Here is a 21,296-nt window from a genome sequence, read left to right as displayed (position 1 = left end):
CCCCCAATATTGGTTGTCCAACTATTGGGGGTCACTTCATGGTTGAAAGGGTCAAGGGAGTACTTTTTTAAAGTGTATGCTTGTCCGAATGAAGCGTTAAATCGCGGTCACTTTTATCAATATGCCGTTTCCTTGAGCCAATGTCGCATTGGTTTCTTCTGAAAAAATTACCATGCTGTGTGCTTTGATTAGCAAAGGAGTTGCGCTCTCTATATCCATCACAGTGTCCTCAGCAGCATAAAAACCACTGAACAAGGTGTCGCTAGTTGAGATCGAGGTATCGTTATTTGAAAGTAATAGCGAGCAAGGTGCTGAGTATGCTTCTACTTTTGCTTGAGTGTCGGTGTCTCGCACCATGATGTTCAGGTCTTCAATTTTGCCACTTTTCAGTGTGGCATAAGTTTCATCACCACCTGAGAAGCGCGCTATGTCTAGTAGCTTGTTTAAAATATGACTGCTTTTGCTGCTACTATCTGTGTGTTCGAGTGTCATGCCTTCACCAGATAACAACACCAAGGTGCGATGCAATCCGCTGAAATCGGAAAACATGCCGTTTTCCACAACCGATGCCTGGCTGATACGAAAACGTAGGCCTATTTTATCTTCATGACGTTGAATCTCTAGGGTTTCGCCAAGGCCGTTTTTCCATGGCATTCGCAAGTATTGTGATTGCTCGATAATAATGACATTAGGCATGGTACATGGCCTTTTTAATGACTTGAGTAAAGGCCATACGGCTACTGTCTTCATGCTGGTGGTGGAAGTCTTTTATGGTGTGTTTGCCAGCGACAAAAACGTCTTTCACAAGGTTTTCATTAGTGGCGAATAGCCAGCGATTGAGTAGGTCTTTTGCTTCACTTGCGGCGATAAAAGGATGAGATTCGTCGAGTACTATAAAGTCTGCTCGGTTACCTTGGCTTAACCCTAATGACACATCGCAGGCTTGATTGCCACCCAACAAAGCTTGCTGATAAAGGTTGTCACCAATACTGGTTTGGTCGGCACGATATAAACGATTGCGTTGTTGGTCGCGTAGGCGCTGCCCGTATTCGTAAGTTCGTAATTCTTCGACAATCGACAAGCTCACATGGCTGTCTGAGCCAATACCCCAACGGCCTCCGTCTTGTTCGAATGCTACGCCTGGGAAAATGCCATCGCCTAAATTTGCTTCTGTCGTCGGGCAAAGCCCTGCTACCGCTTGGTTGCTGGCGATGGCTTGGCGTTCTGTATCGGTTAGATGAGTGGCGTGAACCAAGCACCAGCGACCATTTAGGCCGACTTCATTATGTAGCCATTCCACTGGACGTTGCCCGCTGAAAGCTAAGCTGTCTTGCACTTCTTTTTGTTGCTCGGCGATATGAATGTGTATCGGAACGTCTTGTTTTAACGCAGAAAGTACAGTTTCAATTTGTGGTTTGGTCACAGCGCGCAGCGAGTGAAAACAGATCCCCAATTTATGGCGAGGATGATTTGCTAACGCTTTATCGCAGGCTTGATGTAACGCCAAATAAGAATCTGTGCTGTTGATGAAGCGCGCTTGTCCGGCGTTCGGTGCTTGTCCTCCAAAACCAGAGTGAGAATACAGCACAGGTAGCAACGTTAAGCCTAGCCCAGACTCGTCTGCTGCAGCGATGATCTGATTCGACATTTCTCCGAGCTGGCCATAATGCTTTCCGCCAACATCGTGGTGTAGATAGTGGAATTCCCCGACTTGTGTATAACCGGCTTTTAGCATGTCGATATAAAGCTGTTTGGCAATGATATGAGCATCATCTGGCGTAAGCTTTTGCACGATCTTGTACATCAAATCGCGCCAACTCCAAAAACTATCATTCGGATTTAAGCTGACTTCTGCGGCTCCCGCCATTACTCGCTGAAAGGCATGAGAATGCACGTTGGCAAGTGTTGGTAAGACGGGGCCAGATAAAACATGGCAGTCTGTTGTTGGCACGCTGTCTGCTGCAAAAGAGTGAAATTGACCATTTTTAACAGAGAAAAGCACATCTTTCGCCCAGCCAGAAGAGAGCAAAGCGCGTTGCGCAAAATAGTATTGAGTGCTATCGCAATGAGTGGGGTTATGGCTAGTCACAAGTCCTGTCCTAATGAATATTGATGCTTTGAGTGTAATGGAAAATATAATGTATATACAAGTGTGTTTTTTATGAGTTTCTTTTTCATCCGGTGATTCACTTATGTCGTGCTTGATTGTTAAGGTTTTTTTGCTTTTTAGTGTGTGTCACTTGTCCTTTTTAATTTGAATTCGTTGGATTTATTTTCAAAAATGGCTTGCATCTAGAAAAATTAGATTTTATCTTTAGATGAATTGTATATACATGTTCGTTAAATCTTCCTTTTAATCAGAATCAAAAGACATTCTTTGATAGGTGAAAAAATGACTAAGCAAACACTCGCTCAAAAACGTTACCGCGCAGGTGTCGTAAAAGCAGCAACTGGAACAACATTGACAGCTAAATCTTGGTTCACTGAAGCGCCAATGCGTATGTTGATGAACAACCTGGATCCTGATGTAGCGGAAAACCCAGAAGAATTGGTGGTTTACGGTGGTATTGGTCGTGCGGCGCGTGATTGGGAATGTTATGACAAGATTGTTGAATCCCTAAAAGAGCTAGAAGAAGACGAAACCTTGTTGGTGCAATCAGGTAAGCCAGTGGGTGTATTCAAAACCCATAGCAACGCACCTCGTGTATTAATCGCTAACTCAAACCTAGTGCCACATTGGGCCAACTGGGAACATTTTAACGAGCTAGACGCGAAAGGCTTGGCGATGTACGGCCAAATGACAGCGGGCTCTTGGATTTACATCGGTAGCCAAGGCATTGTACAAGGCACTTACGAAACCTTTGTTGAAGCAGGTCGTCAGCATTACGATGGTAAATTGGCTGGTCGCTGGGTATTAACGGCGGGTCTTGGTGGCATGGGTGGTGCTCAGCCACTAGCAGCAACCTTGGCTGGCGCGTGTTCATTGAATATTGAATGTCAGCAAAGCCGTATAGATTTCCGTCTACGTACTCGCTATGTGGATGAGCAAGCGACTGATCTAGACGATGCAATGGCTCGCATCAAAAAATATACAGCGGAAGGCAAGGCGGTATCTATCGCGCTTTGCGGTAACGCTGCAGAAATTCTACCTGAAATGGTAAAACGTGGTATTCGCCCAGATATGGTGACAGACCAAACATCGGCTCATGATCCATTAAACGGCTACTTGCCACTAGGCATGAGCTGGGAAGAGTACCGCGAGAAAGCACAAACTCAGCCAAAAGAAATCGTAACTGCTGCGAAAAAATCCATGGCGAAACATGTACAAGCCATGTTGGATTTCCAAAAAATGGGTGTGCCAACGTTTGATTATGGTAACAACATTCGTCAAATGGCGATGGAAGAAGGTGTCGAAAACGCCTTTGATTTCCCAGGTTTCGTACCTGCTTACATTCGTCCGTTGTTCTGCCGTGGTATTGGGCCTTTCCGTTGGGCGGCTTTGTCTGGTGATCCAGAAGATATTTATAAAACCGATGCCAAAGTAAAAGAGTTGATTCCTGATGATGAGCATTTACACCGTTGGTTAGACATGGCTCGTGAGCGTATTCAATTCCAAGGTTTGCCAGCGCGTATTTGTTGGGTCGGTCTTGGTCAACGTGCCAAACTTGGCTTAGCTTTTAATGAAATGGTGCGTAGCGGTGAATTGTCTGCGCCAATCGTTATCGGTCGTGACCATCTTGACTCTGGTTCTGTATCTAGCCCGAACCGCGAAACGGAAGGCATGAAAGATGGCTCAGATGCCGTATCAGATTGGCCTCTATTGAATGCCTTGTTGAACACAGCATCTGGTGCGACTTGGGTATCTTTACACCACGGCGGTGGCGTAGGTATGGGCTTCTCTCAGCATTCCGGCATGGTAATTGTGTGTGACGGTAGTGACGATGCGGCAGCGCGTATTGCTCGTGTTCTTCATAACGATCCAGCGACTGGTGTGATGCGTCATGCGGACGCAGGTTATGATATTGCTATCGATTGCGCGAAAGAGCAGGGGTTAAATTTACCTATGATCACTGGTAAGTAATAGATAATTACTTGGTCTTTAGATATGACGTAGCACTTAAATATTATTTGTTTTAAGTGCTGCGTAATGCGTATAGAAGAAGCCTCACAAGGGCGTAAAACAATATAATAAAAATTATTTGATGGCAAAATATGACATCAAAATTGGAGAACACTATGTTTGAATTAACCATAAAACCAGGTCAATTGACTCTAAACGAATTGCGTCAAATTAGCCGTCGTCACGTTAAGCTGACGCTAGACGAAAGCGCTTTCCCCGCGATTCACGCCAGTACACAAGTTGTTAATGATGTAATTGCAGAAAATCGCACTGTGTATGGTATTAACACTGGCTTTGGTTTGTTGGCGAATACGCGTATTGCACCAGAAGATTTGGATGAGTTACAGCGCAGCATTGTATTGTCTCACGCTGCAGGTATCGGTGCTTTGATGGAAGACAAAACCGTCAAACTGATTATGGCGCTGAAAGTAAACAGCCTTGCCCGTGGATTCTCTGGTATTCGCCTTGAAGTGATTCAAGCTTTGCTGACCTTGATTAACAAAGAAGTGTATCCATGTATTCCGAAAAAAGGCTCTGTAGGCGCATCGGGTGATTTAGCACCATTGGCTCACATGAGTACTGTGTTATTAGGTGAAGGTAAAGCCCGTTATCGTGGCGAAGTGATTTCTGGTCAAGCGGCCTTGTCTATCGCTGGATTAGAGCCAATTGCTCTTGCGCCAAAAGAAGGTCTAGCGCTATTGAACGGTACTCAAGCCTCTACAGCGTTTGCATTAGAGGGACTGTTTGAAGCAGAAGATCTATTTGCTTCCGCGATTGTCTGTGGTTCTTTGTCTGTGGAAGCTGCGCTTGGTAGCCGTAGCCCATTTGATGCGCGAATTCATGAAGTGCGCGGTCATCAAACGCAAATCGATGCAGCGGCAGCGTATCGTCACCTATTAGGCGAAACATCAGAGTTGGGCGATTCTCACCAAGGCTGTGAAAAAGTCCAAGATCCGTATTCTCTTCGTTGTCAGCCGCAAGTTATGGGTGCATGCCTAGAGCAAATTCGCAGCACGTCGAAAGTCTTGTGTGTTGAAGCCAATTCCGTATCCGATAATCCATTAGTATTCGCCGCTGAAGGTGACATCATTTCAGGTGGTAATTTCCACGCAGAACCAGTGGCTATGGCCGCAGATAATCTTGCTTTGGCGATTGCTGAAATTGGTAGTTTGTCTGAACGTCGTATGGCTTTGCTGATCGACAGTAACCTAAGTAAATTGCCGCCATTCTTGGTGGACAACGGCGGTGTAAACTCTGGTTTCATGATTGCGCAAGTAACGGCGGCGGCATTGGCGAGCGAAAACAAAAGCTACGCGCACCCAGCGTCAGTAGACAGTTTGCCAACATCAGCGAACCAAGAAGACCACGTTTCTATGGCGACCTTCGCTGCGCGCCGTTTGAAAGATATGGCGGAAAATACACGCGGTATTTTGGCGGTTGAGATTTTGTCTGCGGTACAAGGCTTGGACTTCCGCGCACCATTGAAATCCAGCAAACGTCTAGAAAACGCTCGTGCGACATTGCGCGCTCGTGTGCCTTTCTACGATAAAGATCGTTATTTCGCGCCAGATATCGAAAAGGCCAATGAATTGCTATTAGAAGCGGTGCATAACGAGACGATGCCAGAAGGGCTATTGCCTAGTATTAAATAGCCAAGTTTAGTGGTTTAAGAAAAGGAAAAGCTATGACAAACGATACTCCAATGAAGTTAGACAGCCTATGGCACGGCGCTCACATCGCCACCATGGAAGATGGCCTGTATAGCGTGATTGAAAACGCAGCGATAGGCGTCGTCGGCGGCCGTATCGTTTGGATTGGTGAAGCTCAAGAATTACCAAACTACGACACTCAAAACGAACACGATCTGGGCGGCGGATGGATCACGCCGGGGTTGATTGATTGCCACACGCACCTTGTGTTTGGTGGTAATCGCGCAGGTGAATTCGAACAACGGTTGAATGGCGTAAGTTATCAAGAAATCGCCAAGCAGGGCGGCGGTATCGCTTCCTCTGTGAAGGCAACTCGTGACGCCAGCGAAGTGGAGTTAATCGCTAGCGCTTCTCGTCGTCTGAAAAGCTTAATAGCCGATGGTGTGACCACAGTTGAGATCAAATCTGGCTATGGTCTGTCCCTCGATTCAGAATTGAAAATGCTTAGCGTAGCGACGGAACTAGGAAAGCAATTTCCCGTGACGGTAAAACGTACTTGTTTGGCAGCACATGCCATGCCGCCAGAATATGACGATAAAGACGCTTATATTGATTACCTATGTGACACGGTTCTACCAAAAGTGGCTGAGCTTGGCGTGGCTGATGCAGTGGATGCTTTTTGCGAAGGCATTGCCTTTAGCACCGAGCAAGTGGCGCGCTATTTTAAAACCGCAGAGTTATTGGGCTTGCCAGTGAAAATCCATGCGGAGCAATTGTCTTCTTTAGGTGGAACTTCTATGGCATCGTCGTTCAAGGCGTTGTCGGCGGATCATATTGAATTTATTGAAGAATCAGACGTAAAAGCCATGGCGGATTCCGGCACGGTTGCCGTGTTATTGCCGGGGGCGTTTTTTACACTAAAAGAAACTCAACGACCGCCGATCGCCTTGCTGCGCCAATATGGCGTGCCGATGGCAATTGCCACGGATGCAAACCCCGGAACATCGCCTGCATTGTCGCTTCGACTGATGATGAATATGGCGTGTACCTTGTTTGCACTGACGCCAGAAGAGTCTTTGGCGGGTGCGACCATTTATGCAGCAAAAGCATTGGGTATAGCAGATACTCATGGTAGTTTAGAAATTGGGAAAGTTGCCGATTTTGTGTGCTGGGATGTAGAAAGCCCTGGCGAGTTAAGTTATTGGCTTGGCGGCAACCTAGTAAAAAATAGAATCTATGAAGGCAAAAGTAGTTAAGAGGAAACATAATGACAACGCATGACGTATTAACCGTACCGGCATTTGATTTTATTCAGGGCGATTCGCCTTTGCTGGTCAGCATGCCGCATTCTGGTTTGAACTTAACGGCTGAGGTACAAGCTGGATTGACAGATCAAGCTAAAAAACTGCCCGATACCGATTGGTTTATCCCTGAGCTTTATGATTTTTTAGAATCGTTGGGTGTGGGTTTTATTAAGGCTAACTACTCTCGTTATGTCATCGACCTTAATCGTCCCTATGATGACAAGCCACTTTACGCGACGAAAACCACGGGCTTGTTCCCCGACATTTTATTTGAAGACACGCCTGTTTTTGCTGAAGGCAAAGCATCAAGTGACGAGCATAAAACCTTTTGTAAAGAGCATATTTGGAAACCCTATCACGGCACGATTGAGCAAGAACTCGCGCGACTAAAAGCCAAATTTGGCTATGCTATCTTGTTCGATGCCCACAGCATTGCAGCTGAAGTGCCTATGCTGTTTGATGGTGTTCTTCCTGATTTCAACTGGGGCACCAACGAAGGCAAAGCTTGTGACGAGACAATCGCAAACGCCGTCACGCAAATACTGCGACCACACTACACGCAAGTACTCAATGGACGTTTTAAAGGCGGCTACATTACTCGTCATTTCGGCCAGCCTGATAACAACATTCACGCGATCCAACTCGAACTTTCTCAAGCAACGTATTTAAATGATGAGTTGGCAAAACAGTCAGAATATCAATTGGATGAAAAGAAACAGCCATTGATTACACAGCAGCTGAAAGACGTGATTGAGGCTTGTCAGCACCTTAGTTTATAAAATCAGCTGTTTTATAGTTTAAGAGTCAAGAGTCCCCATGTTGTGGAAACGGCATGGGGATTTTTTTTGATGCTATATCTAGTCTCTTTTTTCTTGACGGTAGTGTCACGTAGCGTCATCGTTGTTACATCAAACTTCATAGGAAAAGGAATTCTTATATGTTCAAAGGCTATTTTTTAGCGTCTTCTGCTGTTATCAATCGTTGCTCAATTATTAATCGACAAATCACGCCATTGGCGTATAATTTGGAGGTGTCATGGTAATTGTTGAAACGCCTATTTTTACCAAACTCATTAATGAAATAATGAGCGACGATGAATATAAAGAGTTGCAGGAGGCTTTGGTTATAAAGCCCGATCTTGGTGTATTGATTAAAAACAGTGGCGGCTTAAGGAAAATTCGCTGGTCTGTGGATGGTCGTGGAAAAAGGGGCGGCGTACGAATCATCTATTACTGGATGACAGAGAATGAGCAACTTTACATGATGTATATTTTTCCCAAAAGCACTCAAGAGAATTTAACCGATGCGCAAACCAAAGCGCTAAGACAAATAGTAGAAAGGTGGTCACAATGAATGACGACATGTTCAATGAATTGCTAGAAAGCGTACAACAAGCTGATAGCATCATAAAAGGCCAAGCCACGGCTGCACGAATCACAGAATTTGCAGACCCAGAAGTGAAGGCAATTCGCACCAAAACAGGTTTAAGCCAAAGTCGTTTTGCTAATCTGCTTGGTGTCAGTAAGCGTACGCTAGAAAACTGGGAGCAAGGTCGTCGTCACCCAACGGGGCCAGCTCGCGCCTTACTTAAAATCGTTGATGCTGATCCAGAATATGCGCTAAAAGCGCTGCATGGGTAGGTTTAGCATATAGTGCTTGGTCAATTTGGAGCTGAAGTGATGCATCAAGAAGTATTGGATTTTTGGTTTAACGATATTGAGCCAAAACAGTGGTTTCAGAAAGACATCGACTTTGATAATAAAATCATCACTCGATTTGGCAAGCTCCATCGCCAAGCCGTTCAAGGGGAGCTGTCTTCTTGGCGTCATTGCGCCAAAAGTGCTTTGGCGGAAATCATCGTGCTTGATCAATTTTCTCGTAATATCTATCGCGATCAACCTGAATCCTTTGCGGCTGATCCTATGGCTTTAGTGCTGGCTCAGGAGGCAATTCAAAAGGGTTTTGATCAAGAGTTATCGCTTTCAGAGCGAAGCTTTTTATACATGCCGTATATGCACAGTGAATCCGCTGTGATTCATGAAGAAGCGGTAAAGCTCTTTAGAGATTTGGGCATTGTTAACAACTTGGATTTCGAATTAAAACACAAAAAAATTGTGGATCGTTTTGGCCGTTATCCACATAGAAACGCCATCTTAGGTCGTCAGTCTTCTGCAGAAGAGTTGGAGTTTTTAGCTGAGCCAAATTCTAGTTTCTAAGATTGTTTTATGGACCCCAAAGTGACTGCTGTTGAACTAATGAGCTTTTATGTTCTTAAGCTTACGTTTGAGGATAATGATGTCCGTATGTTTGATGTATCTCTTTTTTTGGAGAAAGGTATTTTCCAAGAGCTAAAAGATGAGAGTTACTTTAGGCTGGTTTCCGTAGCGTTTGGTGGTGTTCAATGGCCTCACGAGCAGGACTTCAGTAAAGATACCTTGTATTTATTAAGTTTCCCCGAAGATATTTAAGGATAATGATGAAATCCGCCATTCTGATCATTGATGTACAAAGTATTTTGTTCGATCCAGCACCTCGTCCTTTTGAGGCGGATCTTGCTGTTGAGCGGATAAACCGTGTCACGTCTTGGGCGCGAGCGAGTGATGTTTTGGTGATCCATGTGCAGCATGAACAAGCAGGTTCTGTTATCGAATTTGGCTCTGCTGGTTGGCAGTTACAGGCGGGGTTAAAGGTAGAAGAGGGTGATGAGTTTATTCGCAAGACAACACCGGATTCTTTTTTGCGAACTGATCTTGAAGCTTTGTTAAAGCAGCATAGCGTTGAGCATTTGATTGTTTGTGGGTATGCCTCTGAGTTTTGTGTCGATACTACAATTAGACGCGCTGCAGGCTTGGGCTATTCAGTTGAACTGGTCTCGGATGCTCATACAACGCATGATAAACCTCATGCAAGTGCCGAGCAGATACGATCTCATCATAATGCCACTTTGCCGAATATATCGAGCTTCGGCGTCAAGATCTCAGCCATTTCATCTAATGAATTGGTCAGGTAGAGGTCTTAAAGAAAAACCTACATTAGACGCTGCTAAAGGCTAATGTAGGTTTTGTAGGGTTGATCTGAAATTTAAGTGTTAGATGTTGGTCTTAACTTCTGTTCCAGATTCGATGGATTCGATACAGGCAAGAGAGATAGCCAGTGCTCGATGAGCGTCTCGACCATTTGGTCCCGTTTGTTTGCCGCTTTGGATGGCATCTGCAAAAGCACGAACTTGGGCTGTGTAGCCGCTAGCAAAAATATGAGAGTCCATGCGCCAAGTATCATCTTTGGCGCCATCTTTGTCGAAACAGGTCATGTTGGTTTTACGAACATCACCCATTTGAACCATGCCTAAAGAACCCAGTACTTCAGCTCGCACGTCATAACCATACATGGCACAGAAGTTTGCTTCTGCTACAGCGATAGCGCCGTTGTCAAAGCGTAGCGTGACGGTTGCTACGTCTAGATGGCCATGAGACTTTGCGTCTGGACGTACAAGCGCATCAGCAATTGCGCGAACTTCAGTGACATTGGCACCTTCGTTCAACCAAAGTAGGGTATCAAAATCGTGAATTAGTGTTTCGTAAAAAATTGTCCATGTAGGGATTTTGAACGGATCACCACCCCAAGGGCCAGGATCACGAGTCAATGAACGTAGTTGCTGAGGCGTACCAATAACGCCTTCTTGAATCTTCGCTTTTGCATCGGCAAACGCTCTATCCCAGCGACGGTTAAAACCGATTTGATAAGGAAGGCCAGCGGCTTCAGCTGCGGCAGATACTTCATCGATTTCTGCAAGTGTTAAACCTGCTGGTTTCTCGCAGAATACCGCTTTACCTCGCTCCAGAAAATATTTTGAAAGATTAGCGTGAAAACGTGCAGGGGCGGCAATAACGACGCCATCTATATCTGGGTGGTTGGCAACTTCGTCGATGTTATCAGTAATGAAATCGCAACCTAGTTTTTCGCCTAGCTTTTTGGCGCCTTCTAGGTTCTGGTCGAAAATACCGAATAAATTCGCGTTGCTGATATTAAATGCGATGTTTTCTGCATGGTGAGAACCCATGCGCCCAGCGCCTACCAGTACTAGGTTGACAGGTTTTGTTGTCATGATGTTGAGTCCTTTGTTATTTTTTTTGAGAAAATGCGTTGCGAAAACGAGTAAGAGCAAGTTCTGAGTCGCTTTCAGGGAAACCTTCAAAGCCAATGACGCCTTGGTAGCCTATATTTTCAAGGTGGGCAGAGATGGCTGGATAGTTCATTTCACCAGTGCTAGGTTCTTGTCGACCTGGAACATCTGCTACTTGGATTTCACCAATATGAGGCAGGTAACGAGTAAGTGATTCTATTAGGTTACCTTCATCAATTTGCTGGTGGTAAAGGTCCAGCATCATTTTTAGATTCGGGTGATTAACTTCAGAAATTAGTGTGTAGACATCTTCTGCAGTGGCAAATGGAACCCCTGGGTGATCCACTTTACGATTAAGGTTTTCTAGTACAAACATAACGTTGTTGTCGGCGCCAATTTGCGCTATTTCAGACAGTGTTTTGTAGGCTTGAAGCCAATCGCGTCCAGATACAATCGGGCGAGGGTTCACCGGTAAACCTTTATTATCTAAGCCTGTTCCATGTAGGTTTAAGCGTGGTACGCCAAGACGTTTTGCAACCGCAACGGACTCATGGATGGTGGCGATGAGCTTATCTTTATTTTCTATAAAGTCGCCCTCGATGTAGCCTGTCATAGAGGAGAATTCGACACCTGTTGCAACTAACGCATCTATGTCGTGTTTAGTCCAATCCCAAAGTTCTGGTAAGAATCCTAAGCTGGCAATTTTTTGTACGCGTTCAGCGATAGGAAGTTCGGTAAATAAGGTTTCTGCGCAGCAGGAAAGCGAAAATGTAGACATGACTATGACCTCTTTAAAGGGGCTGGAAAAAAACATGGGATTTTTATTTGAATAAGTAGTTCGAAAAAACGCAGCGGCTTGAAATTACCGCTGCAAAAATTTTCGAGAAAATACAGTCAGAAAATATTTATCTGACATATCCATCAAAAAAGTGATCAATTCCGATAAAAAACCACTAGTTTGATAGATTCTTTAGGGTTAATTTAGCTTAGCGAACTCTTCCATATTTGCTGGAGTGACTAATTTAAATGGAACCCACACTTTTTGTGGCACTTCCTCGCCTCTTGCGAGTTTAATTGCTACGTCAACTGAGCCAGCGCCTTGTGCTTTTGCATCTTGGAAAACGGTGACATCTAAATCGCCTTCGCGCATTGCTTGCAGTGCATCTTGTGTTGCATCAACGCCAGCTACTACCACTTTATCCATGTCCATACCGATTGCCTTCATAGCCTGAATAGCACCGATTGCCATTTCGTCGTTGTTAGCAATAAGGGCATCAAATTTAGTGCCTGCAGAAAGCCAGTTGGTCATGATGTTGTTCGCAACAGAGCGCTGCCATAGGCCAGTGTCTTTGATAACGACTTTCATGCCTTTGCACTCAGGTGTATCTATTACATCGTAAATGTCTTGAGTACGTTGGATGCCTGTTTGGTCGGTTAAGGCGCCCATTAAAACGGCTATTTCGCCTTTGCCACCAAGTAGTCGACAAACTTCTTTAGTTTGCAAGGTTCCTGAATCAACTTCATTAGAGGCGATAAATGCTTGATTATCAGGGAGAAGGTCTATGTTGATTGGCTGGCGGTTAACGTAAACAAGAGGAATATCTGCGGCTTGAGCGTCATCACTGATTGACACGGTGGCGTCTGTATCAACAGGGCTGATAATGATGGCATCAACACCTGAAGCGATAAAGTTTTGAACTTGGTTGAGTTGAGTGCCAACTTGGTTTTTGGCATCTTCGATTTGTAAGTCCACGTCATCTATGGATTTTCCACGCGCTTCAATAGCTGTACGTAGTAGGGTGAGGAAGTTGTCATCATAGGTTGCCATAGAGACACCTATTCGCAAATTCTCAGCAAGGACTGTAGGGCTCAAGAAAGTGGCACCTAAAGTGATGCTGGATGATAAGGCGATAGTTACTAGCTTTTTCATATTTTTATTCTCCTAGTGTGTTTTTGCTGAATTTGCTCTCGCGTGCAGAGTCAGTGGTGATGAGTATGCACCCGAGTGCAGAAGGGCGTCAATAATATTTGGAATGTTTTTTTCAAATTGTTAAAAAAAGAAATAAAATATTTTTTATGCATGATTTGGATGGCAGTCCTAGGGATTCAATGACAAAATAGAATGAATATTCATTAAGTCGTAACCGCATGAAAAATAATAAAATTAAGTCTTCAAAAGTCACTTCGGTAGAAGTAGCTGAGTTAGCCGGTGTTTCACGTTGGACTGTGTCTCGTGCTTTTACTTCAGATAAACCTATTTCTGAAGAGGCACGCCAACGGGTTCTTCTTGCTGCAGAGCAGCTCGGGTATAAACCTAATTTGTTGGCTCGAAGCCTTTCTACTCATAAAACAGGTGTTATCGCTGTCGTTGTTGATACATTCCAAAACTATAATGTGATGAAGCTACTCGACCAATTAACGGTCGAGTTACAAAAGCATGGGTTGAGGGCATTGCTGATTAATGTCATGGATGAAGACAGTGTTGCGGATCTGGTTGAACATGCCGATCAACTACAAACAGATGGGGTTATTTTTCTGGGTGCAACACTAACCGGAGATTTTGTTTCGTTAGCCAGTAGAATTAAAAGAATCCCGCTTGTGATTAGCTTTCGTGACTGTAATTTACCTGAACCATTGGTGCTCAATACAGATGATTATATGGCTGGCAGGGAAATATCTGAGCTATTGCTCAATGAAGGCGCATTAAGTTTTGGTTATATTGCAGGGCCTTCTGGTATATCTACCCGCGTCAATCGTCGCGAAGGCTACGAAAGTCATTTAAAGGAAAATGGCTTTACGCTTAATCTCATCTTGAGTGCGACAAATTATGATCAATTTATTGCTTATGACGTTTTCTGTGATTATCTAGAAAGAACAGCTAAAAAAGACAGAATTGACGCTATTTTCTGTGAAAATGACACAATTGCTTTCGGTGTAATTGATGCGTTAAGAGTTCATAACTGCTTAGGATCTATTGCGGTTGTTGGATTTGATGATATTTCTTTTGCAAAAAGTCCTTCCTACAATTTAACAACCTATGCGCCGCCAGTGACTGAGCTGATTGGGTTAACTGTACAAGCCATGCTTAGAGATGATGTTCAACGGACCGTTATGAAAGGCAAGTTAGTTGTGCGAGAGTCGCATAAGCGAAAATGATGTTTTAATTTACAGAATCAGATAAAGGTTATCTGATTCTGTAAGCGGTTATTTAGATTTTATAGTACTGTTAGCACATCTTCGATTGCTAGACGTGATTTAGGTAAGGCTGCGTTGTAATCTTCGTCTTTGTGGTGATAACCGATAGCGAGTGCTACGTCGCACTGGTAACCCTCAAGTTCTGCATTGAAAATTTCACCAATTAGTTCTGGATCAACACCTTCCATCGGTGTGGAGTCAATACCTAGGCGAGCTGCGGTGTGCATGACATTGCCAAGGGCTATGTAGGTTTGCGCTTTTGTCCACGCAGCATTGTTACCACTCTTATCCATGTTCATTTCTGCGAAAGCAAAACCACCAAATGCCTGCTCTCTGTTTTCAGGCTTGGTGCGACCATCCTCAATACCTTTATCGACAACTTTTGCGTAGTCTTCTCGGCTGTAATGGGTTTTGTGAGCAAATAAGATGATGTGCGATGCATCTTTGGCGTGCTTTTGGTTGAACTGAAACTTGTTCGCAAAAGTATCGTGAAAGCGTTGTTTTGCTTTCTCACTTTCAATCACGATAAATTTCCATGGTTGAGAGTTAATAGAAGAAGGCGATAGGCGCATTGCTTCATAAATAACCTCTAGGTCGGCCTGAGAAATTTTCTTTGAAGCGTCGTATTGTTTTGCTGTATGACGCTTTTCTAAGTCGGCAATAATCTGGTGTGACATCTTCTATCTCCACAATAAGTAAAAGTGTTTGGCGCTCTATGAAACTAGAAGCGCTAAAAATAATGGCGCTATAGTAGCGAGACTTTATTAAATGAAGAACAGGGTTTTTATTGAATTATTCTCAAATATTATTTGATAATGGGTAGTAACTTTCTTTTTTGATAAGGGCTAAGTCATGCAACTTGAAGATCTTCGAGTCGTTCTGAAAGTCGCAGAGTTTCGTAGCATCACGGCTGCTGCAACACATTTAGATATGCAAATGGCGACAGCAAGCGCGGCCGTTAAGCGAATAGAGGCTGCACTTGGTGTTGAGCTGTTTGTGCGTACAACACGTCACTTGCGTCTTTCCAGTGCCGGTGAACGCTATTTGCCACAATGTATTGCCGCCATGTCTATGTTGGATCAAGCCAAACAAACTATTCACAATGATTTGGATATCATTAGTGGCGAGATTCGTTTGGCTGTTTCGTCTGATTTGGGGCGAAATATCGCGATTCCTTGGGTGGATGATTTTATGGAGCAGTATCCACAAGTAACCTTAAGAGTACATGTTAGCGACAGCAATATTGATTTCTATCGTGATGCGTTGGATATTGCCCTGCGTTATGGTGCGCCTGCAGATTCAAATTTATACGGTTTTAAAATTTGTAATGTGCCTCGATTATTAGTGGCGAGTCCAAGCTATCTTGAATCACATGGTACACCAGAACATCCTAAAGACTTGCTCAATCATCAAGGTTTGTTTTATCAGCTACAAAATATCTTGAACGATACCTGGCACTTCACATGTAAAGAGTTAGATGAAAATCCTGGTGCAGAGCGCTCTTATAAAATTAAGCCCAAAGCTTATTGTGCAGCGAACGATGGTGATTTGGTTCGGCGTTGGTGCGTGGCTGGGAAAGGCGTGGCAATAAAGTCCTCGCTGGATATTGCCAATGACTTGCTTACTGGTCGTATAGTATCGCTGATGCCGGACTATAAAATCCCTCAAGGTGAACTTTGGTTAATTAGTCCGAGTCGTCAATCTATTACGCCAACAGTGCGCCTTTTGCGAGATATGTTTCGAGAGCGCACCAGGGGGCTTTTAACTCAATTGGTAGATAAAGGGCTGTTAGAGCAAAGTGTACTAGAGGATTAAATGCCCTTCTTTGCGGCATGTTTTATAAAAAATGCTTATTTAAATAGGACTTTTTTTTCTAAAAAAAGTACTTGAAAATTTGCTTGGTGATCCTATTTTTAGCAATGTAACAGGTTCGTCTAGTTTAAAGAGAACTTCTGTTACGCCTTTTGATGATTAGTATTTTGCTTCAATTAGGAGGACTTATTATGAACTCAATTGATTTTACCCCACTTTATCGCAGCAGCATTGGTTTTGACCGTTTGGCATCTTTACTCGACAACGCCCTAACAACGGACAATGTGTCAGCTGGTTATCCACCTTATAATATCGAAGTAGTCGATGATAACCGCTACGCCATTTCGCTTGCTTTAGCAGGTTTTGAAGAAAGCGATCTAGATATTAAGGTGGAAAAAAATGTGTTAACAGTCCGTGGTGAGAAAGCGGATTCTGGTGAGCGCAGATATCTCCATCAAGGCATTGCAAACCGCTCGTTTGAACGCAAGTTTAATCTTGCTGACTATGTTGAGGTGACGGATGCCAAGCTAAAAAATGGGCTGCTTACCATTAGTTTGGTTAAAGAAATTCCGGAGGCAATGAAGCCAAGAAGTATTGCCATTAATCAAGCAAGCAATGGTGTACTTGAACATCATAAACAAGGCTCGAGCGAAAGTAAGTCTAAAGTAGCTTAAGCAAAAATCGTTTATTAAGCGCAAGGGCTGTGAGGAATCACGGCCCTTTTTTTATCTGTTTTTAGTCATCAATGTTATTTTGCAAACAGTTGCTTCATATCTTTAAACGCTTTGAATTCTAGAGCATTGCCACACGGATCAAGGAAGAACATAGTGGCTTGTTCACCCACTTGGCCTTTAAATCGAATATAAGGTTCAATAATAAAATCTGTCTCAGCTGCCTTAAGTCGCTTCGCTAATGCTTCCCATTGCTCCCAAGTTAATACCACACCAAAGTGCGGAACCGGTACATCATGTCCATCCACTGAGTTCGTTCCAGCAGCTTCCTGATATGGCATTTTTGGGTGATGATGGATCACCAGTTGATGACCAAAGAAATTGAAATCTACCCAAGCCTCGGCGGATCGTCCTTCTTCTAAACCGAAAACATCACGATAAAATGCCCGTGCTAGCGGAACATCGTAAACGGGAATAGCAAGGTGGAAAGGTTGTACACTCATTTTTATCTCCTGCAAAGGTCTCGACTAATTTTAAATATTGTAAATCGACAAATAGAACAATAATATCAATGAATATTTTTATAATTGATAAGAAAAATTGATCAATGATTAAAGAGCTCAAAACACTGATTGCCGTGGCAGAGGAAGGGACGTTCGCAGCAGCGGGTAATAAAATTGGCCTAACACAAGCGGCGGTTAGTGCTCAAATACAACGATTGGAAAATGAGTTAGGCTTGGCTTTGTTCGATCGAGTAGGGCGTTCTGCTCATCTTAATCATGCAGGATTGTCTGTATTAGAACAGGCGAAAGATATCGTAGAGCGTTGTCGTCAATTAGGCACTACGCCGCAAGTATCGGAAGGCGTTAAGCTCATTAATGTTGGTGCGATTACTTCGATACAAAGAACGCTTTTACCTGCAGCTCTAGCGCAATTTCATCAGCAACATACTCATTGTCGAACTCGAATTTCCCCCGGTGTTTCGATGGCGTTGTTGGATCAAGTAGATTCAGGAGAGTTGGATCTTGCTGTAATGATTAAACCTACTTTCGTGGTGCATTCTGATTTGGTATGGGAGGCCTTGATAGAGGAGCCGTTTGTCCTAATCGTTCCTCGTAGTTATGACGTTAATGATTGGCAAATTGCGCTCAAGCAATCCCCCTTTATTCGTTACGATCGAACCTCGTTTGGTGGGCGGCAAGTGGATAAGTTGCTACAGCATCTGCCTTTTGATCTTGATGAAAGGTGTGAAGTTGATGAGATAGGTGCGATTGTTAAGCTGGTAGAGTTAGGTGCTGGCGTTGCCATTGTGCCGCAAACAGAAGAACATCGAACTTGGCCTAAGTCTGTTAAAGCGTTAAAACTCGGCGATCATAATATACAGCGTGAAATTGGCTTGGTTTATAAAAAACACTCACTTGTTGATCTTGATATAAAGGGGTTAATTCAGTTGATCAAAATGTCACGTGAGTTGCTATAGTGATGAGAATCAATTGTTTTTCCATTGGAATGATGTCGAGGTAGGGATATGGCGGATTTTCTTGTTTTAGGTGCAGGAATGGTTGGTGTGAGTAGTGCACTGGCGCTACAAGCTCGTGGCCATCAAGTAACCATTGTTGATCGTACTGGTGCCGGTCGTGAAACCAGTTATGGTAATGCGGGCATGATCCAAGTCGAGGCGGCTGAGCCCTATGCGTTGCCAAGGGACATGGCAACCTTATTTAAATACGCGCTTGAAATTAGCAATGATGTGACTTGGAAGGTGAACGGTGCGCTACAAATGGCGCCAGCTTTATGTTCATATTTTTGCCATTCTTCACCAGAAAAACACGCTAAGATTTCTCGTGTTCATTCTCAACTAACTTTTCGGTCTACGGCTGATCATGAGCCGTTGATTCGCGATTCCGAGTCTGAGCATTTGATCACTCATTGTGGACTTGTCATGCTGCATCGAGACGAAAAGGAATTTGAGAAAGCTTCGAAAAAAGCCGAATTTCTCATGAAAGAATATGGCGTCACGTCTGATATTTTTGATGGCAAAAGCTACCAGCAAAAAGAGCCTGCCTTGAAGAAAGCGCCAGCGGGTGCTGTGCATTATACGCAAAGTTGGAGCTGTTCTTCTCCGGGGGATTTAACCAAGGCCTATTGTGATTTATTCGTCAAACGAGGTGGTCGCTTTGTCACTGGTGACGCAAGTACCTTGCAACATACTGTTTCAGGTTGGCAGATTCTCACCAGTGATGGCGAGTTGAAGGTCGAGCAAGTGGTCGTAGCACTTGGGCCTTGGTCACCAGAGTTATTAAAGCGCTTTGGTTATCGAATTCCGATGGTGTACAAGCGTGGTTATCATGGACATTTTCTCGCACCTAAAACGCTTCAGCGTCCTTTTCTGGACGTGGCAAATGGTGTGCTGGCAGCGCCCATGGTTAAAGGTTTAAGAGTGACGACTGGTGCTGCTTTGGTGCCGCTTAATTCAGCTATTGATACTAGCCAGCTTAAACGTGGAGTTCTCGCATTGAATGAAATTATTGATTTAGGCGAGCAAGTAGAAGAGCCGCAATGGATGGGAACTCGTCCTTGTATGCCTGACATGTTGCCACTTGTCGGTGAGGCGCCAAATCATAAAGGCTTATGGTTTCACTTTGGTCATGGGCATCAAGGTTTCACGCTTGGGCCAACAACGTCAGAGTTGTTGATTCAAGCAATAGATGGCGAATCTAGTGAGTTACTAGAAGCGCTTGCGCCAGTTAATCGTTTGTAATCAATCTAAAGAAAAGAAAAGAAAAGAAAAGAAAAGAAAAGAAAAGAAAAAAGTAAAAACAAAAAAGCAGACGTTTGTGAAAACGTCTGCTTTTTATTGACCAATTCATTAACGCCTTGAATTAGTTGCTTTTCAAGTAGTTGAGCATAGTGTCAGCATCAGACACTTCGAACGGATCGCTTGGTGCATCGTCTTGGTAGCCCGCTTCAGAGAACATTTTCTTGATCTCACCGTTTTCAACTAGCATAGAATAACGCCAGCTACGCATGCCAAAACCTAGGTTGTCTTTTTTGACAAGCATACCCATTTGGCGAGTGAAGTCACCGTTGCCGTCGGGTAGAAGGAAAACGTTTTTCGCGTTTTGGCTTTTGCCCCACTGGAACATAACAAACGCATCGTTCACAGAAATACAAATTACTGCATCAACGCCTTGTGCTTTGAATTCTTCGTAAAGCTCTTCGTAGCGTGGTAAGTGAGATGTTGAGCAAGTTGGAGTGAATGCGCCAGGCAAAGAAAAAACAACGACTTTTTTGTTGTTGAACAAGTCTGCAGTAGTAACATCTTTCCATTCAAATGGGTTTGGTCCACCTAGTTCTTCGTTACGAATACGGGTTTTAAAGACAACATTAGGTACATTAGTGATCATGTGTTTTCCTTTTCTTTAGGTTAATAATTAGTATTCTTGCGTATTAGCGTTTCAAAAAACCGCGTTTCTGTAAGAAGCTTAGCATATGTTCGCGTTTCTTTTTCTGTACGGCGGCAGCGGTTTGCTCTGACCAATTGCTGCTTTTCTGATTATCTCCACGGCTTTGGTAGTAAGCCTGCATCTGCGCATCATATGCTTTAACATCTTCTGCACAACGGCTGCTGTTGTAGCTGTCTTTGTGAAGGATAACATCAACAGGTAGTCGTGGTTTTAAATCAGGCTGTGCGTCAGGATAGCCAAGACAAAGGCCGAAGATTGGATAGACTTGATCAGGAAGATTTAAGATTTCAACAACTTGTTTTGGATCGTTGCGAATACCACCGATAAACACGGCACCAAGGCCAACAGATTCTGCACCAAGCATTAGATTTTGTGCAAAAAACGTTGCATCGGTTGTCGCTGCAATAAAGTGTTCCGCGTTACCTTCTAACTCACCTAAACCTTGCTCTAAGCTGCAATATTCAACACGGGTAAGATCTGCACAAATAACAAAAAACTCTGGCGCAGATTCGACCCATTTTTGGCCGCCAGCCAGCGTCGCAATTTTTTGGCGGTTTTCTTTGTTAGAGATTTGGACAAGGGAATAGGCCTGAATAAAACTTGAAGAGGCTGCACCTTGTGCACACTGGATTAGTTGCTTAAGTAATGTTTCATCAATGGCTTTGTTTGTGTATTGACGAATTGACTTGTGATTTGACTGAGCTTGAAGAATTGGGTTCATAGTCGACATCTTTTGAAAATGAGATGTATAGATACTAGAGACTTAGTGATGAAGGGTCAAAGTAGATTAATAAAAAGTACGTATCTTGGTTGTTTAATGCAATTTGTTGATGTAATTAGTAATTTATTAAGCACTTAGCAAGATGAATGCCCCCCGCTTTCTGTACCCATGTAGCGACTAGAATATTGTTAGCAAGCCAGATAAGAGTCTTATCTTAACTGACTTGCTTCAGCG

23 protein-coding genes are annotated in these 21,296 nt (G+C 43.7%); 14 read left to right on the top strand and 9 right to left on the bottom strand.

Going from position 1 to position 21,296, the window contains the following annotated elements; genetic code table 11:
- Window positions 1–96: 96 nt before the first annotated feature.
- Window positions 97–696 carry a HutD/Ves family protein gene (locus KPL72_RS15500; protein WP_219703587.1) on the bottom strand — a complete coding sequence of 200 codons (600 nt, stop codon included), beginning with the start codon at window positions 694–696 and terminating at the stop codon, window positions 97–99.
- A complete protein-coding gene (locus KPL72_RS15495) occupies window positions 689–2,089 on the bottom strand; it encodes a formimidoylglutamate deiminase (protein WP_219703586.1) in 1,401 nt (466 codons plus the stop codon). The genes KPL72_RS15500 and KPL72_RS15495 overlap by 8 nt, the downstream gene beginning before the upstream one ends.
- A 303-nt stretch (window positions 2,090–2,392) precedes the next feature.
- Between KPL72_RS15495 and hutU the strand changes: the two genes are divergently transcribed.
- The 9 genes from hutU to KPL72_RS15450 all read left to right on the top strand — a co-directional run bounded on the left by hutU (window position 2,393) and on the right by KPL72_RS15450 (window position 10,083).
- Window positions 2,393–4,081, top strand: coding sequence for a urocanate hydratase (gene hutU / locus KPL72_RS15490; RefSeq protein ID WP_219703585.1), 1,689 nt, complete (start codon window positions 2,393–2,395; stop codon window positions 4,079–4,081).
- 155 nt (window positions 4,082–4,236) lie between these two features.
- Complete coding sequence (hutH, locus tag KPL72_RS15485; RefSeq protein WP_219703584.1) at window positions 4,237–5,772, top strand: histidine ammonia-lyase; 1,536 nt, start codon at window positions 4,237–4,239, stop codon at window positions 5,770–5,772.
- A 32-nt stretch (window positions 5,773–5,804) separates the two neighbouring features.
- Window positions 5,805–7,025 carry an imidazolonepropionase gene (gene hutI, locus KPL72_RS15480; RefSeq protein WP_219703583.1) on the top strand — a complete coding sequence of 407 codons (1,221 nt, stop codon included), beginning with the start codon at window positions 5,805–5,807 and terminating at the stop codon, window positions 7,023–7,025.
- Between the two features lie 11 nt (window positions 7,026–7,036).
- Window positions 7,037–7,852, top strand: coding sequence for an N-formylglutamate deformylase (gene hutG, locus KPL72_RS15475; RefSeq protein WP_219703582.1), 816 nt, complete (start codon window positions 7,037–7,039; stop codon window positions 7,850–7,852).
- Between the two features lie 256 nt (window positions 7,853–8,108).
- A complete protein-coding gene (locus tag KPL72_RS15470; protein WP_212916562.1) occupies window positions 8,109–8,426 on the top strand; it encodes a type II toxin-antitoxin system RelE/ParE family toxin in 318 nt (105 codons plus the stop codon).
- Window positions 8,423–8,713, top strand: a complete 291-nt coding sequence (gene nadS / locus KPL72_RS15465) for a NadS family protein (protein ID WP_219703581.1) — start codon at window positions 8,423–8,425, stop codon at window positions 8,711–8,713. Before KPL72_RS15470 ends, nadS begins: the two co-directional genes overlap by 4 nt.
- A 39-nt stretch (window positions 8,714–8,752) precedes the next feature.
- Entirely contained in the window at window positions 8,753–9,289 is a 537-nt protein-coding gene (locus tag KPL72_RS15460; protein ID WP_219703589.1) for a DUF924 family protein, read from the top strand.
- Window positions 9,290–9,298: 9 nt separating this feature from the next.
- Window positions 9,299–9,541, top strand: a complete 243-nt coding sequence (locus KPL72_RS15455) for a DUF2442 domain-containing protein (RefSeq protein WP_219703580.1) — start codon at window positions 9,299–9,301, stop codon at window positions 9,539–9,541.
- A gap of 8 nt (window positions 9,542–9,549) precedes the next feature.
- Complete coding sequence (locus KPL72_RS15450) at window positions 9,550–10,083, top strand: cysteine hydrolase family protein (protein WP_219703579.1); 534 nt, start codon at window positions 9,550–9,552, stop codon at window positions 10,081–10,083.
- Window positions 10,084–10,161: 78 nt separating this feature from the next.
- Here the strand turns inward: KPL72_RS15450 and KPL72_RS15445 are convergent, their stop codons facing one another.
- From KPL72_RS15445 to KPL72_RS15435, 3 genes are all read right to left on the bottom strand, one after another.
- Window positions 10,162–11,178 carry a Gfo/Idh/MocA family oxidoreductase gene (locus tag KPL72_RS15445; RefSeq protein WP_212916557.1) on the bottom strand — a complete coding sequence of 339 codons (1,017 nt, stop codon included), beginning with the start codon at window positions 11,176–11,178 and terminating at the stop codon, window positions 10,162–10,164.
- Between the two features lie 16 nt (window positions 11,179–11,194).
- Window positions 11,195–11,974, bottom strand: coding sequence for a TIM barrel protein (locus KPL72_RS15440; protein ID WP_219703578.1), 780 nt, complete (start codon window positions 11,972–11,974; stop codon window positions 11,195–11,197).
- 198 nt (window positions 11,975–12,172) lie between these two features.
- Window positions 12,173–13,126, bottom strand: coding sequence for a sugar ABC transporter substrate-binding protein (locus KPL72_RS15435; RefSeq protein WP_219703577.1), 954 nt, complete (start codon window positions 13,124–13,126; stop codon window positions 12,173–12,175).
- A 218-nt stretch (window positions 13,127–13,344) separates the two neighbouring features.
- Between KPL72_RS15435 and KPL72_RS15430 the strand changes: the two genes are divergently transcribed.
- On the top strand, window positions 13,345–14,352 hold the full coding sequence (locus tag KPL72_RS15430; protein ID WP_219703576.1) for a LacI family DNA-binding transcriptional regulator: 1,008 nt from the start codon (window positions 13,345–13,347) through the stop codon (window positions 14,350–14,352).
- Window positions 14,353–14,411: 59 nt separating this feature from the next.
- On the opposite strand, the gene KPL72_RS15425 is transcribed toward KPL72_RS15430, so the two are convergent.
- Complete coding sequence (locus tag KPL72_RS15425) at window positions 14,412–15,068, bottom strand: NAD(P)H-dependent oxidoreductase (RefSeq protein ID WP_212916553.1); 657 nt, start codon at window positions 15,066–15,068, stop codon at window positions 14,412–14,414.
- A gap of 175 nt (window positions 15,069–15,243) precedes the next feature.
- On the opposite strand from KPL72_RS15425, the gene KPL72_RS15420 reads away from it, so the two are divergent.
- Together KPL72_RS15420 and KPL72_RS15415 are read left to right on the top strand one after the other, a co-directional pair.
- Window positions 15,244–16,206, top strand: coding sequence for a LysR family transcriptional regulator (locus tag KPL72_RS15420; protein ID WP_212916552.1), 963 nt, complete (start codon window positions 15,244–15,246; stop codon window positions 16,204–16,206).
- A gap of 188 nt (window positions 16,207–16,394) precedes the next feature.
- Window positions 16,395–16,877: an Hsp20 family protein gene (locus KPL72_RS15415; RefSeq protein ID WP_219703575.1), complete on the top strand. Its 483-nt coding sequence runs from the start codon at window positions 16,395–16,397 to the stop codon at window positions 16,875–16,877.
- A 74-nt stretch (window positions 16,878–16,951) separates the two neighbouring features.
- Here the strand turns inward: KPL72_RS15415 and KPL72_RS15410 are convergent, their stop codons facing one another.
- Window positions 16,952–17,377, bottom strand: a complete 426-nt coding sequence (locus KPL72_RS15410; protein WP_212916550.1) for a VOC family protein — start codon at window positions 17,375–17,377, stop codon at window positions 16,952–16,954.
- 104 nt (window positions 17,378–17,481) lie between these two features.
- On the opposite strand from KPL72_RS15410, the gene KPL72_RS15405 reads away from it, so the two are divergent.
- Window positions 17,482–18,354, top strand: a complete 873-nt coding sequence (locus tag KPL72_RS15405) for a LysR substrate-binding domain-containing protein (protein ID WP_219703574.1) — start codon at window positions 17,482–17,484, stop codon at window positions 18,352–18,354.
- 48 nt (window positions 18,355–18,402) lie between these two features.
- Entirely contained in the window at window positions 18,403–19,635 is a 1,233-nt protein-coding gene (locus tag KPL72_RS15400) for an NAD(P)/FAD-dependent oxidoreductase (RefSeq protein WP_219703573.1), read from the top strand.
- A 121-nt stretch (window positions 19,636–19,756) separates the two neighbouring features.
- Here KPL72_RS15400 and KPL72_RS15395 read toward each other — a convergent pair whose 3' ends face one another.
- Both KPL72_RS15395 and nfsA read right to left on the bottom strand, forming a co-directional pair.
- Window positions 19,757–20,281 carry a peroxiredoxin gene (locus tag KPL72_RS15395; protein ID WP_212916547.1) on the bottom strand — a complete coding sequence of 175 codons (525 nt, stop codon included), beginning with the start codon at window positions 20,279–20,281 and terminating at the stop codon, window positions 19,757–19,759.
- A gap of 43 nt (window positions 20,282–20,324) precedes the next feature.
- A complete protein-coding gene (nfsA, locus tag KPL72_RS15390; protein ID WP_249422285.1) occupies window positions 20,325–21,062 on the bottom strand; it encodes an oxygen-insensitive NADPH nitroreductase in 738 nt (245 codons plus the stop codon).
- Window positions 21,063–21,296: the final 234 nt, after the last annotated feature.

Origin of the sequence: Marinomonas lutimaris, from assembly GCF_019426345.1 — a bacterium.
Taxonomy (GTDB): Bacteria; Pseudomonadota; Gammaproteobacteria; order Pseudomonadales; family Marinomonadaceae; genus Marinomonas; species Marinomonas lutimaris.
This window is presented reverse-complemented; position numbering and strand designations above follow the sequence as displayed.

Excerpts from the sequence above, each read along its gene's own strand:
- KPL72_RS15425 (WP_212916553.1), bottom strand. The coding sequence starts at position 15,068 with ATGTCACACCAGATTATTGCCGACTTAGAAAAGCGTCATACAGCAAAA.
- KPL72_RS15420 (WP_212916552.1), top strand. The coding sequence starts at position 15,244 with ATGCAACTTGAAGATCTTCGAGTCGTTCTGAAAGTCGCAGAGTTTCGT.
- KPL72_RS15415 (WP_219703575.1), top strand. The coding sequence starts at position 16,395 with ATGAACTCAATTGATTTTACCCCACTTTATCGCAGCAGCATTGGTTTT.
- hutI (WP_219703583.1), top strand. The coding sequence starts at position 5,805 with ATGACAAACGATACTCCAATGAAGTTAGACAGCCTATGGCACGGCGCT.
- nadS (WP_219703581.1), top strand. The coding sequence starts at position 8,423 with ATGAATGACGACATGTTCAATGAATTGCTAGAAAGCGTACAACAAGCT.
- KPL72_RS15405 (WP_219703574.1), top strand. The coding sequence starts at position 17,482 with ATGATTAAAGAGCTCAAAACACTGATTGCCGTGGCAGAGGAAGGGACG.
- KPL72_RS15395 (WP_212916547.1), bottom strand. The coding sequence starts at position 20,281 with ATGATCACTAATGTACCTAATGTTGTCTTTAAAACCCGTATTCGTAAC.
- KPL72_RS15435 (WP_219703577.1), bottom strand. The coding sequence starts at position 13,126 with ATGAAAAAGCTAGTAACTATCGCCTTATCATCCAGCATCACTTTAGGT.
- hutH (WP_219703584.1), top strand. The coding sequence starts at position 4,237 with ATGTTTGAATTAACCATAAAACCAGGTCAATTGACTCTAAACGAATTG.
- hutU (WP_219703585.1), top strand. The coding sequence starts at position 2,393 with ATGACTAAGCAAACACTCGCTCAAAAACGTTACCGCGCAGGTGTCGTA.
- KPL72_RS15455 (WP_219703580.1), top strand. The coding sequence starts at position 9,299 with ATGGACCCCAAAGTGACTGCTGTTGAACTAATGAGCTTTTATGTTCTT.
- KPL72_RS15440 (WP_219703578.1), bottom strand. The coding sequence starts at position 11,974 with ATGTCTACATTTTCGCTTTCCTGCTGCGCAGAAACCTTATTTACCGAA.
- KPL72_RS15445 (WP_212916557.1), bottom strand. The coding sequence starts at position 11,178 with ATGACAACAAAACCTGTCAACCTAGTACTGGTAGGCGCTGGGCGCATG.
- KPL72_RS15430 (WP_219703576.1), top strand. The coding sequence starts at position 13,345 with ATGAAAAATAATAAAATTAAGTCTTCAAAAGTCACTTCGGTAGAAGTA.
- KPL72_RS15450 (WP_219703579.1), top strand. The coding sequence starts at position 9,550 with ATGAAATCCGCCATTCTGATCATTGATGTACAAAGTATTTTGTTCGAT.
- KPL72_RS15500 (WP_219703587.1), bottom strand. The coding sequence starts at position 696 with ATGCCTAATGTCATTATTATCGAGCAATCACAATACTTGCGAATGCCA.
- KPL72_RS15460 (WP_219703589.1), top strand. The coding sequence starts at position 8,753 with ATGCATCAAGAAGTATTGGATTTTTGGTTTAACGATATTGAGCCAAAA.
- nfsA (WP_249422285.1), bottom strand. The coding sequence starts at position 21,062 with ATGAACCCAATTCTTCAAGCTCAGTCAAATCACAAGTCAATTCGTCAA.
- hutG (WP_219703582.1), top strand. The coding sequence starts at position 7,037 with ATGACAACGCATGACGTATTAACCGTACCGGCATTTGATTTTATTCAG.
- KPL72_RS15400 (WP_219703573.1), top strand. The coding sequence starts at position 18,403 with ATGGCGGATTTTCTTGTTTTAGGTGCAGGAATGGTTGGTGTGAGTAGT.
- KPL72_RS15410 (WP_212916550.1), bottom strand. The coding sequence starts at position 17,377 with ATGAGTGTACAACCTTTCCACCTTGCTATTCCCGTTTACGATGTTCCG.
- KPL72_RS15470 (WP_212916562.1), top strand. The coding sequence starts at position 8,109 with ATGGTAATTGTTGAAACGCCTATTTTTACCAAACTCATTAATGAAATA.